This window comes from Vibrio sp. NC2, assembly GCF_025195005.1.
In the GTDB taxonomy this organism is placed as follows: domain Bacteria; phylum Pseudomonadota; class Gammaproteobacteria; order Enterobacterales; family Vibrionaceae; genus Vibrio; species Vibrio splendidus.
In genome coordinates this window covers 44,416-58,888 of record NZ_JANVFC010000015.1, presented here as the reverse complement: position 1 = coordinate 58,888, position 14,473 = coordinate 44,416, and the positions used below count along the sequence as shown (strand labels likewise).

The following is a 14,473-nucleotide window of genomic DNA, read 5'->3' as shown; positions in this document are numbered from 1 at the left end:
CAACCAACACCTGACATTTCTCCATATTCCTTACCTAATACTAACAAAATCGGCTTTTCTCCTGACACTCATCTTACCACTTCATTGGTATGTTGGTTCTGTACCGGAACACAGGTATTCCAACAAAGTAAGGTAATCCTATGAAGAAATTAATCATACTTGCATCAACTCTTGTTCTCAGCACCACAGCGTTTGCAGCAACTAAAACAACGATTCAAGAAACAACGCTAAAGTCTGATACATTTGTTACTGAAGCGGAAGCATACGATGCAGGCACAAACCTTATGGATGAGTTAAGCGCAAAAACACCTTTTGAGCTTTCAAGAGAACTGCCACAGTTCCAACAGACAACCAAATACGATTCGTTCAAGATTGATGACGCGAATATGGAAGTGAAGAAAATCACTAACATGAGCGGTGACATTCATTACCAAGCGAACGTAAAAGTTGACTACCGTTACACATACAAAGACGGTCGCAGCAGCTAACACCGAATGATTGATCAGGTCTAAAAACTGATCACGTATTCAAACAACTGATCACCTAGTCAAAAAGAAAGCCCGCACTCATAGAATGCGGGCTTTTTTGTCGTTCAGCTATGATTAATGGAATTCAAAACGAGTAACCATTATCAGATCATGCTTATCTGCTTATCTGCTTATCTGCTTATCTTTAAAGATTAAACCTCAAACTGAGACACAAGGCTATCAAGCGCTTCACACTGTTCGGCCAATGCCATGCAAGCATTCTCAGCGCTGCTCGCCATTTCAACCATTTGCATAGTGCTTTCTGCGATGCGTTGAACATTCTTGTTCACTTCTTCAGACACTTGAGACTGCTGAGAAGCTGCCGTCGCGATTTGTGTGTTCATGTCATTCATCTTGCCGATTGAGTTACGAATCTCACTCAGTGAAGACGCCGCCGTTCCTGCCTGAACAATGGTTTTCTCGCCACTCACTTTGCTTTCAGTCATCACGCCAACCGCGTGTTTAGCACCCACTTCTAAGCGTTCAATCATTGATTGGATTTCGCCAGTACTGTCTTGGGTTTTACTCGCCAACGCTCTTACTTCATCTGCGACTACGGCAAAACCACGGCCTTGCTCACCGGCACGAGCTGCTTCAATCGCTGCATTCAATGCAAGCAGGTTGGTTTGCTCTGCAATGCCTTTGATCACGCCAAGAATTGAAGCAATGTTCTTCACATCGGTATCCAGCTCTTGAACCACCCCACCCGCGTTCTCGATATCTTGCGCAAGGCGTTCAATAGAAGTCACGGTTAAACCCAGCGTCGTATCAGCCGATTCCACTTCATGATTGGCAACGTTACTTGCAGTTGCGGCATCCAGTGCATTACCACTGACCACTTCGCTAGTTGCTTGCATTTCATGAACCGCCGCAGCTACCACTTCACTTTCTCGCTGCTGATTTGAAGAGAACTCAGCAACACTTTGCGTGAGTGATTTAATGTTTTCCATCTCGCCACGTACTGCGTTCGATGTGAGAATAACTTGTTCCACGGTTACATGGATCTTGCCAACAAACTGGTTGAAAGCAGAACTTAAGCGAGCAATTTCGTCGTTACCTTCAACCTTCATGCGTTGAGACAAGTTACCGTCGCCCGATGCGATCTCATTCATCGCTTTCTCTACGTTCTGGATTGGTTGGACGATAAAACGGTTAGATAACCACATCGCAAAAAGCGCAGCGAAAACAGCGACCGCCATACCCACTTCAATGATCAACTTACTTGATTCGATAGAGTCAGCAGCTTGCTGACGAAGCTCTTTCTGCTTCTGTTCAATCAGGGTTCTGATATCACGAAGCTGAACACGAATGATTGCAAACTCAGCGTCTAATGCTGGCGAGTAATTGATGTTGTATTGGTATGCGCTGGCAGGATCTGCAAACATTGGTTCATGCAGCGCCACCCAATTGCTCATCGCGTTCACAAGCTTTGACAACTCACTGCGAGAAGAAGGATCTAGCACGCCCGCTGCATATAAAGTTTCCACACTTTCAAAACGAGGAACCGCTTTGTAAGCATTATCTTTAAATTCAAATTTTTGGTACTCAATCGCCGCTTGGTCTTTCGCGAGTAGTAGACCTTGAGCAGAAGCGATAACTTGGTAAATGTCACGATACCCATCTTCCAAATTGTCTAGCACGGGCTGAACCACATTATTCAGCTCATGGTTGATCGCAGCCTGAGCATTAGATCTAATGACATTAAGCACAGTAACAGTCGAGAAAACAATCACGATCACCATTAGTGGAATCGCAATTTTACTCTTAATAGATAGGTTGTTGATACTCATAAGGGGGTTAATAACCACACAGTAAATAGGGACGCGCGCATAATATACAGTATCAATATAAAAGCTAGCTAAAAGTTTGTGAACCTAGTCGCATAGCAAACGTTACCCCTGAATCGACTGTCTATTATTCAACCAAAGGTCAACTTTAAAAAGTAGAGCCAAAGACGTTTTTGCACTTATTTACCACAGACATGCTCAAATACTGGAGAAGTAATGGAAATAGCACCATAATGTACGGCTCAAAAGTAAATAGGTATGAACATGAAAATTTGTGGTGTTGAAATCAAAGGTAACGATGCTGTCATCTGTCTTCTTTCTCTGTCAGATGGTGTATTTAATATCCCTGATTGCCGAGTTTCAAAGGTTGCGATTAGCGACGCAAACGACACGCAGAATATGAAAGACTTTCAATTCTCTTTTGCAAAGTTAATGGAAGATTACCAAGTAGACAAAGTTGTGATTCGTCAACGCCAAACTAAAGGCAAATTTGCTGGCGGTGGCTTTGGTTTCAAACTAGAAGCAGCAATTCAACTGATCGACGGCCTAGACGTAACCGTTGTATCACCTGCTGACATCAAGGAGAGCCTTAAGCGCAACCCTCTTATGATGAAGTTCAAAGAAACTGGCCTTAAGCAATACCAAGAAGCACCGTTTACAACGGCTTACGCTTGTTTAATGCAGCGCTAATCAATAGTCGCTAACCAATATTTGATACAGAAAGAGCCTGAATATTCAGGCTCTTTTTTGTTTCTATCACTCGGCTTTAAACCCAGTTAGTTTTGATGAAATACGCTTACCGCTCTAACGCTGTTCGCCTGCGAGCCTTAATCCATTCCGGCTTTTTCACCACCAGATAAACCGCAGCGGCAGATAAGGCGAAGCCCATTGCGCCGTAGATATCGAACGACTCACCAAAGATAAGCCAGGCTTGAATTGCTGTCGTCGGTGGCACCAAGTAAAACACCGACGCCACACTTGAAGATGCACCGTGCTCTACCATGTAAAGCAGCAAAAGGATGGCAACACAAGACAGAACAACCACCAGCCAAATCAGCGTTAGCGTGAATTCTACAGTCCAGTTCACTTGCATAGTTTCGTAACGCATTGCGAACGGTAGAAACAACGCAGCAGAAGCCAAGTATTGCACCATCGCGCCGCCGACCATATCTGTCCCCTGACAGAAACGCTTCTGATACAAAGTGCCGCAGGTAATACCCACCAAAGAAACCAAACACAATAATGTTGCCAAGCCTTTCTGGTCGTCTGACTGCCATTCAATATTGCCCATCAACACCAAGCTAATACCCGCAAAACCGAGCGCTAATCCCAGCCACTGTGCAAAATTAAAACGCTGTGAAGTACAGCTGATCATAATCAATGCGGTAAGAATCGGTTGTAAGCCAACCAGTAAAGAACTCAACCCGGCAGGCATACCCATATCAATCGCCAGATAGGTGCCACCAAGGTAGAAACCATGAATCAAGATGCCGACTACACTAGCGTGGAAGAATGCTCGACCACGAGGGATACGACGCTTAAGGATTGCAATCAAAACCAAGAACAGCGCCACGTTGGCTACCATCCTCAGTGAAAGTAATGTTGCGGGTTCCGCGTATTCCACGCCAAGACGTGCGCCGACAAAGCCTGACGACCACAATATTACAAACACGAACGGAATCATTTTAATCAGCATTACAAACCTCTGGTCAACTCTTCATCAATGCTGTTACCTTAGTTGGGTACAGATAACTAATAAAGACACAGATATAACACTTTAAATGGTTACAGATTGAGAGTGAGCAACGAGGGAGAAAAATGTGGAAGTAGAACTCAGCGGCAATAAATATCTTGCTACCGAACAACATATTAAGGCTCAAATTGATAAAGGGCTCTTTCACCCAGACGATCGTCTTCCCTCGATCCGCCAGTTAAGCGAACAGCTTGGCGTGAGTAAAAATACCGTGATTCGCGCCTATCAAGAACTCGAAGCAACGGGTTGGGTGTACTCGGTACCTAAATCTGGCTATCGCGTGAAAGCACCGAACACCACCAGCTGGGATGCATCAAGCCAACCTCAAAAAGTGGACCTCTTGTCTGTCACCAAATCGGTACTCTCTCGCCCGAAAGGCCCCCTGAAACTGTTGGCAGGTTCTGCGCACCCGAACATAAACAACCCTGCGATTCGTAGCTTGTATGCCGAGATTGGTCGCCACAGTCGATTACAAACTCAATTGCCTGGGTATTACCAATTACCTCCCGGCGACGAGCAATTAGTAAAGCAATTGTTAAAGATCACCCATGATCTTGGTGTGCCTGCGGGATCGAAAGAGATTGCGATTACTCATGGCGCTCAACAGGCGATCAGTTTGGCACTACGTGCGCTCACCAAGCCCGGTGACATCGTGGCGGTCGAGTCGCCCTGTTATTTCGGTAATCTACTTTTACTTGAATCACTTGGCTTGCAAGCCCTTGAAATCCCAAGCAGCGTTAGCCACGGTATTGATATCCCATCACTACAGAGTGCGTTGGAAAAATGGAAAGTGAAAACCTTACTGCTAACGCCAAACTTTACTAATCCAACGGGATCACGGATGCCATTGGCTAATCGAAAAGCCCTGTTGGAGATCACCGGTTCTTTACCGATTATCGAAGACGATGTGTTCGGTAGCTTAGCATTCGACACACCAATCGCTAGTCTCAAAGAACTTGATGATCAAGATAGAGTTATATACGTCAACTCACTGTCTAAAACCTTAGATTCACGCTTACGAATCGGTTGGTTACTGTCGGGGCGCTACCAACCTTTGGTCGAAAAGTACCTTTTATGCGACAACATGGGCAGTTCAAACCTCATGCAATCCGCGGTGGGTCAATTCCTCACCACAGGCAAATACCGCAGTCACTTATCCAAAATGAAACGACTCTACCAAACCAATCAAAAGCAGTTTCAAAGCTTGTTAATACAAGCATTGGACAGCTATCCTCATCTTGAAGGGCGTTATCATTTATCGAAGCCAGAAGGCTCTTTTTTAAACTGGATAACGTTGCCAGAGTCGGTCGATAGTTATGCCGTCTACCAAGATTGTTTGAAGCATAAACTCGGGATCTTACCCGGAACAGTATTTGGCACCAATGACCAATATAAACACTGCTTGCGCTTCACTGTCGCCAACATTGAAGAGAGCAAAGAGTGGAAAGAAGGGGTTGTGACATTAGCGAAGATAATCGCTAAGCATACACCTTAACCAGATTAGGCCCACATAGCCCAAACAACAAAGCCCCACTCAACTGAGCGGGGCTTTCATCATTCTGATTCTTTAATTGCTTAAAGGCGATTAGCCTTGCCAAGCGAACTGTTCAAATACTTTGTCTACTGGCGTTTTGGCAACGCGGTTTACGTAGTTGCTGATCACTTTCTGAGACAAGCCAAGAATCACTTCTAACACCTGTTGCTGACCGTAGCCCGCTTCGAAAAATGCTGCCATTTCGCTTTCAGGTACATTACCGCGGTTGCGTACCATGCTCAGCGTAAAGTCATGAAGTGCTTGCAGCTTTTCAGTGGGTAGAGCCGTGCGATTACGAAGTGCTTCGGTGATTGCAGGATCAACCTTCATTGAATGTGCGATACCTGTGTGCGCAGGAACGCAGTAGTGGCATTCGTGTTCAACGTTGATGGTTTGCCAAACAACCGTCAGCTCTTCAGCATCGAAAGATGAGTCACTAAACGCCTGGTGAAGCTGAGTGTAAGCCTTAAGTGTGTTTGGAGATTCAGCCAACACACCGAAAAGACCCGGTACTCTGCCCATCTGCTTTTTAGCACCTTCAAGAATAGGTTGGCTTTGTTCTGGCGCTGATTCTACTGAATGAATTTTGAAGTTGCTCATTGTTTTATCCCTATCAATTTATGATTCTAAAGTTATTCAATCACGGAGCAATTAATGACTATTCTCCGTTGGTGTGAAAACAATATAGATCAAACCAGAACGATCGTTCAAGCGTTATTTTGAACACTCGTTCGATTTCATTCTATTTATCGAATCAACAATTAAGAAAAAACCGATTTTATTTTAGAGGGGCTAACCCTAACCCCATGATTAAAAATAAAAAACCCACCAGGCATCAACTGGCGGGCTCGCTTATAAGTCTGCATTCTTATTTCAATCAACGATCAATATCAACGGTACAAGCCTTCAGAACATCTAATTTCATCACAAGGTTAGACACTTTTCCCTTCAAATTGGTAAAGCTCTCTGAGCGTGTCTTTTAACCATAAAACGATGGGGTTGTAGGCATTGCGTTTGTGCCAAATCATGGTGAACGGGATCAGCAGCTTTTTGACGTTTTCTTCATCTAAAGGGATGGGTAGACAGGTAAGATTGGGGTGGAGTTGTTCAACGTAACGTCGACAGTAATTCGGCGCAACGGTAGTCATGGTGTGATTCGATTGAGCGGTCATAAATAACGACTGCTCAAAACCAGCTAAAGTCAGTACGATATTTCGGTCTAGTTGTAGGTCAGTAAGCACTTCATCTAGTGCCCATGTTTCACTTTTCTCCCACACAATATTGATGTGGGGGTATTTAAGGAAAGCCTCAAGATTCCACTCTTCTTTCAAGGCGGGATGATCTTTTCTCAAATACACAACCGGCAAGTCGTGAAACAGAACCTCGAAGTCGATGAAATAAGGTAGTGAGTCTAGGGATTCTTTCGAACGCGGATGGCTTTCTCTCCCTGAAAATCCAATATCCGATTCGCCACGTACGATGGAATCTATCGAATCGTAGTCCCAGTTACGCATTTTGATTTTCGCGTTGGGGTAACGTTGAGACACGCTTTGCGTCAACTCGTTAAGCATGATCAGAGATAAAGGAGATTCTGCCTCTAAATTCAAACGCACATCTTTTGGCGCTTCGTCACCACGAGTCGTCAGTATTTGGCTTCCAATCTGCAGCCAGTCTTGAAGATCTTTTACCATGCTCAGTGCAAGTGGCGTTGGCGTTAATCCCCTTGGCGTTTTCACAAACAAAGGATCATCAAACCAATCTCTAAGCTTGGTGAGTGATTTACTCACCGTAGAAGGCGTGACGTTCAGCTTTTTCGCAGCTTTTGAAACACTCTGCTCCTGCAGAAGCAATTGCAGAGTGAACAACAGGTTCAGATCAAGACGGGCTAGTGGCTTCTTCATAATCACTTTTAACTTGAGAGGGACCTACCCATAGTATTAGAGCAATACTGATAACTCCACCAACAGCTAATATAAATGCCAACATATTCAATGCACTTAGCCCAATAATGCCCATAAACCAAATAAACAATGCCGACGTACATATTTGAGAAACACCAAGAATCGAACTAGCCACACCTGCCCGCTGCGAATAACTGCTCAATGCTTGGCTCATCGCGACACCAAAGCCTAACGAGAATCCGCCACACACGAAAGCGAAGCCGATTAATGTCACGTAATGTCCTAATCCACCATCCATCGAGGCTATTAGCAAAATAGCAGCCACAATGAAGCACGTTTGAGAGGTCAGCATTAAGCTTTTCTGCTTAAACACATTCAATGCAAATGGGGCTGAAAATGACACCAACATGCTCACCAAGGCGGTTAATGCCATGGTGTAAGAGTACTGACCTCTATCGAAGCCAAGCTCTGTCATAATCAACAGTGGAGAGACATTCACATAAGTGAGAATTGTGGTCACGCCGAAACTGGTCATGATCACTCGGCTAATAAACAACGGCTCTTTAAACGTTTCGATTGAAGTCGAATGAAGGGTTACAGGTTTCTCAGGTAAGCGCGATGTCTTAGAGAGAGAGGCTTTGGTTAACCCATTATCTTTGATGTTGAGCTTAGTCTCTCTTAGCACCAACACCGACAATAAGCACACCACTAGACCCATGCCCGCCATGGTCGTGAACAAACTCGGCCATGGGTAAACAGTCATGATTAGATGACCAATCACAGGCGCGAGTACCGGAACGATGCAAGTAATGCCATTCAACATCGACAGCACCTTGGCACGCCTTTTATCGTCTAAGACATCTCGTAAGATGGCGAACGCCACCACATAACAAGATCCAGCACCAACACCTTGGAAAAAACGCACGATAAGAAACGGCTCAGCACTGCTCACAACCCCGCCCAACGTCGACGAGAGAGTAAAAACAATTGCACCGAAAATGGCGACGGGCTTCCTCCCTACGCTATCGGCAAATTTACCCGCGAACAACATAGTCGTTGCCATACCGGCCAGATAGATAGAAAACGCGGCATGGAGCTGAGCCTCAGAGGCATTTAAGTCCGCGGCGATTTGAGGTAACCCAACCAAATACAGATCAATGGCCGTTGGATACAAAAGCACAAGTGCGAAACTACAAAATAGAAAACGATACATAACACCCCCACATAATTGATGTGAGGATAATAAGAGCGAAATGCAAAACTACCGAGTGGCATCTACGACAACGGATCTTTCCATTTACGACAAACCCCCACGCTCTCCTAAGAAGTATATTGATTGGGGCTCATCAGATGAGCTGTGCTAGATATAAAAATCCGACAGAGATTCACTAGATAAGCAAGATTTGGACTGAGTTTTTCTGAAATAAAGGCATCTCTTAATCAGAGATGCAGTGCGAGTTATTGAACGTCGATTAATTTACAAAGGTTATCAAAAGGCTAAAACAATTCACCTGCCGAACACCTAATTCACCCAACCATACTCTTCGCAAATTGCTTCGTAACTTTTTTAGAAAAATTCAAAATTTATTAGAAATTAACCCCTAACTTTACTGAGTAATTTGTTAGTCTTGGCAACAAATATTTACAATCCAACTAAAAATTATTTGGATACTTCGAGGTTGTTTTCTTGAATATGAAATTATTCGGCAGTTCCCTAATCCTTTCAGGGACTGCATTAGGTGCAGGCATGCTGGCCATTCCGATGGTATTGGCTCAATTTGGTTTCATGATCAGCTCAATACTGATGCTACTTATCTTTATCGGCACCACCTACTCTGCGCTTCTACTAGCGGAAGCGTGTACAAAAACGAAAGACAACAGTGGCATGAGCAGCGTTGCTTACTTAACGCTTGGCAGTAAAGGTAAACACTTTATCAATGCACTCTTTTACCTGTTGCTGGTATGCATGCTGATCGCTTATATCTTGGGTGTCGGTGACATCATTCACAAGCTGCTGCTCGACGTTGGCGTCGATGTGTCTACATCGGTTGCCTATACCATTTTCAGCCTATTAATGGGTGTGATTGTGGTGGCGGGTAAGTCGTATATCGACAAATTAAATCGTGGTTTATTCATCATGATGGTGGTGATGCTGCTGATTGTTATTGCCTCTTTGTTTAGTAATATTCGTCTTGATTATCTGACTCAAACCAGCAAATACACCGCTAATGATGTGGTGCAATACAGCGCGGTTATCTTTACCAGTTTTGCCTCTATGGTGGTGATCCCGTCACTGGTTATCTACAACCGAGAAGCGACTCAAAAACAGATCCGCAATATGATTCTGCTTGGTTCAGTGATTCCATTAATTTGCTACCTAACTTGGTTATTCGCAATTATTGGCAATCTTGGCACAGACGCGATCAGTCAGTTCCACAATATCTCTGAGTTGATCTCTGCGTTCAGCGGCCAATCTGCTTGGTTGAAAGTGGTGATTGCGCTGTTCTCAGCACTGGCATTGGTAACCTCTTTCCTCGGAGTCTCGATGGCGCTTTACGACCAAAACAAAGATGCCGTCACCAACAACAAAGCGTTGGCTTATGCGTTGACCTTCATCTTACCTTTGGCATTAGCAGAGCTGTTCGCTAGCCAGTTCGTCAGCATGCTGGATTACGCAGGGATGGTATTGGTGTTCCTAGCTATCTGGGGACCACTTGCAATGGTGGTTAAGGTTCGTAGACCTGACTTCCCTCACCTACAAACCGAAGGCAGCTATACTGCAGCCGGTGGCGACACGGCACTAATGGCAACATTCGGCTTTGGTGCGTTGATTTTCGTATCTTGGTTTATGGGTTAAATCCCAATTGAATACACTACCTGCTGCCATTTAAACGACAGCAGATACAAAAAGCCCGTTAGTCTTACTCGAATTAGCAATCGCAACTAATTAACAGTAGGACTAACGGGCTTTTCCGTTTTCTTATTATCATTGCCGAGAGCTAAAAGGGCTTTCTCACTTGGTTAAGTTACCAAGCAATTGCTCACACTGGGCTTTTAGCGATTTAAGCTCATCTTCATTCATCTTAGAAAGACACAGCATTTCAACCGGAACGGTCTGCGCTTGCTCTTTGAGCTCTACCCCCGCAGGTGTCAGTGTAATAACCCGAACTCGTTCATCTTCAGCACTGCGAGTTCTAAGCACGTAACCTTTCACTTCCAAACGCTTGAGTAGTGGCGTCAATGTACCAGAATCTAAATGCGTTTTTGCGCCTAGCGCTTTGACATTTATCTCTTTTTCTTCCCAAAGCACCATCATCACAATGTATTGCAAGTAAGTAAGATCAAGTGCTTTCAGCAAAGGTTGATACGCTCTACTCATTGCATTCGATGCACTATACAGCGCGAAACACACCTGATTATCCAGCTTTAGATAGTCATCTTGGTCGCTCATGATCGCCTCACCAATAATTTAAATTGTGCACAATATACTTGCGCGCTCAAATTTTATCAATTAAGCTAGCTTTAAAATTAAGTTGCACACAATTTAATTGTACAAAATCATAATTAAGGACTAAAACAATGACAACACTCTACACAACTTCTGCAACAGCAACGGCGGGTCGTAACGGCCAAGTTTCTACTGATGACAATCTGCTTTCAGTGGCGTTGAGCTACCCTAAAGAGATGGGCGGAACAGGTGAAGCGACCAACCCTGAGCAACTGTTTGCTGCGGGCTACTCTGCATGTTTCTCAAATGCTCTACTTCACGTTGCGAAAGAGATGAAAATTAAAATCGTATCGGCGCCAACCACTGCAACAGTGGGTATCGGACCAAATGAAAACGGTGGCTTTGCTTTAACTGTTGCTCTATCGATTGAACTGGATCTAGAGCAAGAACAAGCTGTTACGCTTGTGAAAACGGCGCACCAAGTTTGCCCTTACTCAAACGCGGTTCGTGGCAACATTGATGTGAAATTGTCGGTTAACGGACAAGCGCTTTAGTCTCAAAGTTAAACCAGAAAGATACGCTTATAGAGATGTCAGTAGACGCCTAAAATTGAGCCTTATCCCTAAGTTACTTTGCTTTGAGCGAGTAACTTGGGGATTGTTCATTAGTTAATAGCGAACAAGCTTTACCAAAACAAATCGATACTCAGATCCCGCAACGTCGGATTGGCAGACACCGTAACGCCAGATTGGCAGACACCGAAAATAGATATCGACATATTGCGATATCTTAGTTTCAAGGGTATATTTCACTTAAATCGGAAATAGCAGTCAAACACCATGTCAGACGTGAACGAAATTTTAAAATCCATCAACAACCCTGTACGCAGAGATATTCTTCATTGGCTTAAGTCGCCTCAAGAGCACTTTAACCTAGAGAAACAACTCGTTGATACCGATGTTGAGGGGGTGTGCGTTAGCATTATTCAGGAGAAGAGTGGCTTATCTCAATCTACCGTTTCTTCTTACCTCTCGAACCTGCAGCGTGCGAAGTTAGTGACATCAAAACGCATTGGCTCGTGGACTTACTACAAGCGTAATGACGAATACATCGAGAAATTCCTGAAGGCGCTGTCTGATTCCCTGTAGTTGAAAAGAACAAAAATCAACAGAACAGCAGTTAGATAGCAAGATGAAAACTGGATGGAATCACGCCATCCTTTATGACGAATATCATTTTTAAAAATCAACATATCGAGATTTTTAGATATCTAGTTATCGCACTATTCAATAATAATGATGCCGATACTAAAAATGCAGCGGAGCCGACAAACATGAGCAAGTCCATTCAATCCTTTGACCCAAGTAACGGTGAACTCCTTGGCGAGGTAAACCACACTTCGGCTGAAGAAGTAACTCAAACCATCCACAAAGCAAAAGCAGCACAAAAAGCATGGCGCAAACTTTCGATGAACGAGCGAGTGCTGACCATTATCAAAGCCTATCAACAACTTGATAAGTACGAAGAGTCCCTCTCACAGTTACTTGCTCGTGAAATGGGTAAAGACATTCGTCGCGCGACCGGAGAAGCAACCGGTGCGATCTACATGGGTCAGCACTATGCAGAAGATGCTCAACGTGCACTCAACACTCGAAAATTATCCGGCTCAACAGAACTTCAATACCGTCCACTAGGTGTTGTCGGAGTTATATCTCCTTGGAACTACCCGGTGATGATGGCAAACAACCTCATTGTGCCAGCATTGGTCGCCGGCAATAGCGTGATTCTAAAACCTTCAGAAGAGACCCCTCTCATCGCTGAAGCATTCTTTGGTGAACTGCAAAAGTACTTACCAGAGAATGTCTTGACCGTGATGCAAGGTGATGGTGAAACAGGCAAAGCATTAGTCGAAGGCGACATCCAAATGATCGCGTTCACTGGCTCAAAAGCAACAGGCCAAGACATCATGCGACGTGCCGCGAGCAAGGTAAAACGCTTGGTCATGGAACTAGGTGGCAAAGACCCAATGATTGTGATGCGTGATGCCAACCTAGAGCAGGCCGCTCGCTTTGCCGTCGCAGGCAGCTTTGAGAACTCAGGGCAAATGTGTACTTCGATTGAACGTATCTATGTTGATGATCGTATCGCTGAAAAATTTGAACAACGTGTCACCGAGATCGCCAACATGTACCAGATTGGCCCGTGGGATATGCCGAACGTCAATGTCGGACCAATCATCAACGCGACACAACATGGCAAGATTGTCGACCAGCTAAAAGACGCAAAACAGAAAGGAGCCACTTTTCTTTTAGGCGGTTCTGAGCAACCCGAGCGTTATATCCGCCCTACAGTAATCACCGGAATGACAGCAGAAATGAAACTGGAAACAGAAGAGACTTTCGGTCCAGTTGTCGCGATCAGTCGCTATTCCGACATTGAAGATGCGATTGAGCGAGCCAACGCCAGTGAGTACGGCCTAGGTGCTGTGGTCTTTGGAAACCAAGGCGTCAATGACGTTGCTGACGAACTTGATGCTGGCATGGTTGGCATTAATCAAGGACAAGGCGGCAGTGGTGATGCTCCATGGGTTGGTGCGAAACAGAGTGGCCTTGGTTACCACGGCTCGGTTGACGGGCACCGTCAGTTTGCACAAGTAAAAGTGGTTTCAAGATAGAGATAGAGGTTGATGATGAATAACAATGAGAATTTTTATGTCGTTCGACGCGAGTCAGGTACCCAGCGCAATGACCTTCCTGTTTGGGCACCAAAATCTGCAAACCCATTTGCACTTGATAAGAACGTTAACGCGGTATCACGCGTTGAAGTAGACAAGGTTCCCGGTGCTTTCCAGTTGCGAGATGTGCTGCTTCCCGAAGAAGTTCAGCGCATACTGGATGAAGCCAACAAGCTTGGATTTACAGAAGATGCGGCCGTGTCTCTACCAAGAGAAGTTCGCCACAATCAGAATCTCAACTTGATCGCAGATACTGAAACTCTCGACGTTATTTGGAAGCGTTGCCAAGATCAATTCATCGATAAGTACAATCACTTTGCTGGTGTAAAACCTCTAGGCATTAACGGTCGTTTCCGCTTGTATCGTTACGATAAAGGGGATTTCTTTAAGATGCACACTGATGGGTCGTGGCCCGGCAGTCAGGTGGTGAATGAACAGTTAGTCGATGACGCATTTGGTGACCGCTGGAGCATGTATACCTTCTTGATTCTATTGAGTGACGACTTCGTTGGCGGTGAAACTCAATTTATGGTTAACCGTAATGACCCGAGTAAGCCTGCTCGTCGTCAAGGGCATCATCAGGAGAGCGCGAATATAGAATCGGTTAGAACACCAAGCGGCAGCGTGCTTTGTTTTCCTCACGGTACGCACCCCGCCCATTGTATTCATGGCTCTGCGCCGATACTTTCTGGGACGAAATACATTATTCGCACAGACGTACTATTCGAGCTCTAAGCGACTCTACTGGTCGTTTCAACTCTTAAAAAAATGTCCCGCACTAAGCGGGAC

Annotated in this window: 14 protein-coding genes; 8 read left to right on the top strand and 6 right to left on the bottom strand. The window is 44.8% G+C overall.

Annotated features, from left to right (window positions below):
• Nucleotides 1-140: 140 nt before the first annotated feature.
• Nucleotides 141-488: a DUF3316 domain-containing protein gene (locus NX845_RS17265; protein ID WP_017076504.1), complete on the top strand. Its 348-nt coding sequence runs from the start codon at nt 141-143 to the stop codon at nt 486-488.
• Nucleotides 489-679: 191 nt separating this feature from the next.
• On the opposite strand, the gene NX845_RS17260 is transcribed toward NX845_RS17265, so the two are convergent.
• Complete coding sequence (locus tag NX845_RS17260) at nt 680-2,317, bottom strand: methyl-accepting chemotaxis protein (protein ID WP_260257023.1); 1,638 nt, start codon at nt 2,315-2,317, stop codon at nt 680-682.
• Between the two features lie 261 nt (nt 2,318-2,578).
• On the opposite strand from NX845_RS17260, the gene NX845_RS17255 reads away from it, so the two are divergent.
• A complete protein-coding gene (locus NX845_RS17255) occupies nt 2,579-3,004 on the top strand; it encodes a DUF3010 family protein (RefSeq protein ID WP_010432976.1) in 426 nt (141 codons plus the stop codon).
• 106 nt (nt 3,005-3,110) lie between these two features.
• On the opposite strand, the gene NX845_RS17250 is transcribed toward NX845_RS17255, so the two are convergent.
• Nucleotides 3,111-4,010, bottom strand: coding sequence for a DMT family transporter (locus NX845_RS17250; RefSeq protein WP_108150198.1), 900 nt, complete (start codon nt 4,008-4,010; stop codon nt 3,111-3,113).
• 124 nt (nt 4,011-4,134) lie between these two features.
• Between NX845_RS17250 and NX845_RS17245 the strand changes: the two genes are divergently transcribed.
• Nucleotides 4,135-5,562, top strand: coding sequence for a PLP-dependent aminotransferase family protein (locus NX845_RS17245; protein WP_260257022.1), 1,428 nt, complete (start codon nt 4,135-4,137; stop codon nt 5,560-5,562).
• A 90-nt stretch (nt 5,563-5,652) separates the two neighbouring features.
• Here NX845_RS17245 and NX845_RS17240 read toward each other — a convergent pair whose 3' ends face one another.
• The 3 genes from NX845_RS17240 to NX845_RS17230 all read right to left on the bottom strand — a co-directional run bounded on the left by NX845_RS17240 (nt 5,653) and on the right by NX845_RS17230 (nt 8,715).
• Complete coding sequence (locus NX845_RS17240; RefSeq protein ID WP_004732957.1) at nt 5,653-6,201, bottom strand: carboxymuconolactone decarboxylase family protein; 549 nt, start codon at nt 6,199-6,201, stop codon at nt 5,653-5,655.
• Nucleotides 6,202-6,533: 332 nt separating this feature from the next.
• Nucleotides 6,534-7,502 (bottom strand): HTH-type transcriptional regulator YidZ, encoded by a 969-nt coding sequence (gene yidZ, locus NX845_RS17235; protein WP_004732954.1) that lies wholly within the window; start codon nt 7,500-7,502, stop codon nt 6,534-6,536.
• The gene (locus NX845_RS17230) at nt 7,477-8,715 is read right to left on the bottom strand and encodes an MFS transporter (protein ID WP_102455412.1); all 1,239 of its coding nucleotides are present in this window, start codon (nt 8,713-8,715) and stop codon (nt 7,477-7,479) included. The genes yidZ and NX845_RS17230 overlap by 26 nt, the downstream gene beginning before the upstream one ends.
• Before the next feature lie 480 nt (nt 8,716-9,195).
• Here NX845_RS17230 and NX845_RS17225 point away from each other — a divergent pair, with 480 nt between their 5' ends.
• Entirely contained in the window at nt 9,196-10,359 is a 1,164-nt protein-coding gene (locus NX845_RS17225) for an amino acid permease (RefSeq protein WP_065681097.1), read from the top strand.
• Between the two features lie 156 nt (nt 10,360-10,515).
• On the opposite strand, the gene NX845_RS17220 is transcribed toward NX845_RS17225, so the two are convergent.
• On the bottom strand, nt 10,516-10,953 hold the full coding sequence (locus NX845_RS17220; protein WP_065681096.1) for a MarR family winged helix-turn-helix transcriptional regulator: 438 nt from the start codon (nt 10,951-10,953) through the stop codon (nt 10,516-10,518).
• 128 nt (nt 10,954-11,081) lie between these two features.
• Here NX845_RS17220 and NX845_RS17215 point away from each other — a divergent pair, with 128 nt between their 5' ends.
• The 4 genes from NX845_RS17215 (at nt 11,082) to NX845_RS17200 (ending at nt 14,419) form a co-directional block, all read left to right on the top strand.
• The gene (locus NX845_RS17215) at nt 11,082-11,504 is read left to right on the top strand and encodes an organic hydroperoxide resistance protein (protein ID WP_065681095.1); all 423 of its coding nucleotides are present in this window, start codon (nt 11,082-11,084) and stop codon (nt 11,502-11,504) included.
• 285 nt (nt 11,505-11,789) lie between these two features.
• Nucleotides 11,790-12,098: a helix-turn-helix transcriptional regulator gene (locus NX845_RS17210; RefSeq protein ID WP_004732945.1), complete on the top strand. Its 309-nt coding sequence runs from the start codon at nt 11,790-11,792 to the stop codon at nt 12,096-12,098.
• Between the two features lie 185 nt (nt 12,099-12,283).
• Nucleotides 12,284-13,624, top strand: coding sequence for an aldehyde dehydrogenase (locus tag NX845_RS17205; protein ID WP_029406151.1), 1,341 nt, complete (start codon nt 12,284-12,286; stop codon nt 13,622-13,624).
• Nucleotides 13,625-13,639: 15 nt separating this feature from the next.
• Nucleotides 13,640-14,419, top strand: a complete 780-nt coding sequence (locus NX845_RS17200) for an oxidoreductase (protein WP_083994882.1) — start codon at nt 13,640-13,642, stop codon at nt 14,417-14,419.
• Nucleotides 14,420-14,473 lie beyond the last annotated feature (54 nt).

What these genes read in the sequence shown, in the direction of transcription:
- NX845_RS17265 (WP_017076504.1), top strand. Translation starts at nt 141, where the DNA reads ATGAAGAAATTAATCATACTTGCATCAACTCTTGTTCTCAGCACCACA.
- NX845_RS17260 (WP_260257023.1), bottom strand. Translation starts at nt 2,317, where the DNA reads ATGAGTATCAACAACCTATCTATTAAGAGTAAAATTGCGATTCCACTA.
- NX845_RS17255 (WP_010432976.1), top strand. Translation starts at nt 2,579, where the DNA reads ATGAAAATTTGTGGTGTTGAAATCAAAGGTAACGATGCTGTCATCTGT.
- NX845_RS17250 (WP_108150198.1), bottom strand. Translation starts at nt 4,010, where the DNA reads ATGCTGATTAAAATGATTCCGTTCGTGTTTGTAATATTGTGGTCGTCA.
- NX845_RS17240 (WP_004732957.1), bottom strand. Translation starts at nt 6,201, where the DNA reads ATGAGCAACTTCAAAATTCATTCAGTAGAATCAGCGCCAGAACAAAGC.
- yidZ (WP_004732954.1), bottom strand. Translation starts at nt 7,502, where the DNA reads ATGAAGAAGCCACTAGCCCGTCTTGATCTGAACCTGTTGTTCACTCTG.
- NX845_RS17230 (WP_102455412.1), bottom strand. Translation starts at nt 8,715, where the DNA reads ATGTATCGTTTTCTATTTTGTAGTTTCGCACTTGTGCTTTTGTATCCA.
- NX845_RS17225 (WP_065681097.1), top strand. Translation starts at nt 9,196, where the DNA reads ATGAAATTATTCGGCAGTTCCCTAATCCTTTCAGGGACTGCATTAGGT.
- NX845_RS17220 (WP_065681096.1), bottom strand. Translation starts at nt 10,953, where the DNA reads ATGAGCGACCAAGATGACTATCTAAAGCTGGATAATCAGGTGTGTTTC.
- NX845_RS17215 (WP_065681095.1), top strand. Translation starts at nt 11,082, where the DNA reads ATGACAACACTCTACACAACTTCTGCAACAGCAACGGCGGGTCGTAAC.
- NX845_RS17210 (WP_004732945.1), top strand. Translation starts at nt 11,790, where the DNA reads ATGTCAGACGTGAACGAAATTTTAAAATCCATCAACAACCCTGTACGC.
- NX845_RS17205 (WP_029406151.1), top strand. Translation starts at nt 12,284, where the DNA reads ATGAGCAAGTCCATTCAATCCTTTGACCCAAGTAACGGTGAACTCCTT.
- NX845_RS17200 (WP_083994882.1), top strand. Translation starts at nt 13,640, where the DNA reads ATGAATAACAATGAGAATTTTTATGTCGTTCGACGCGAGTCAGGTACC.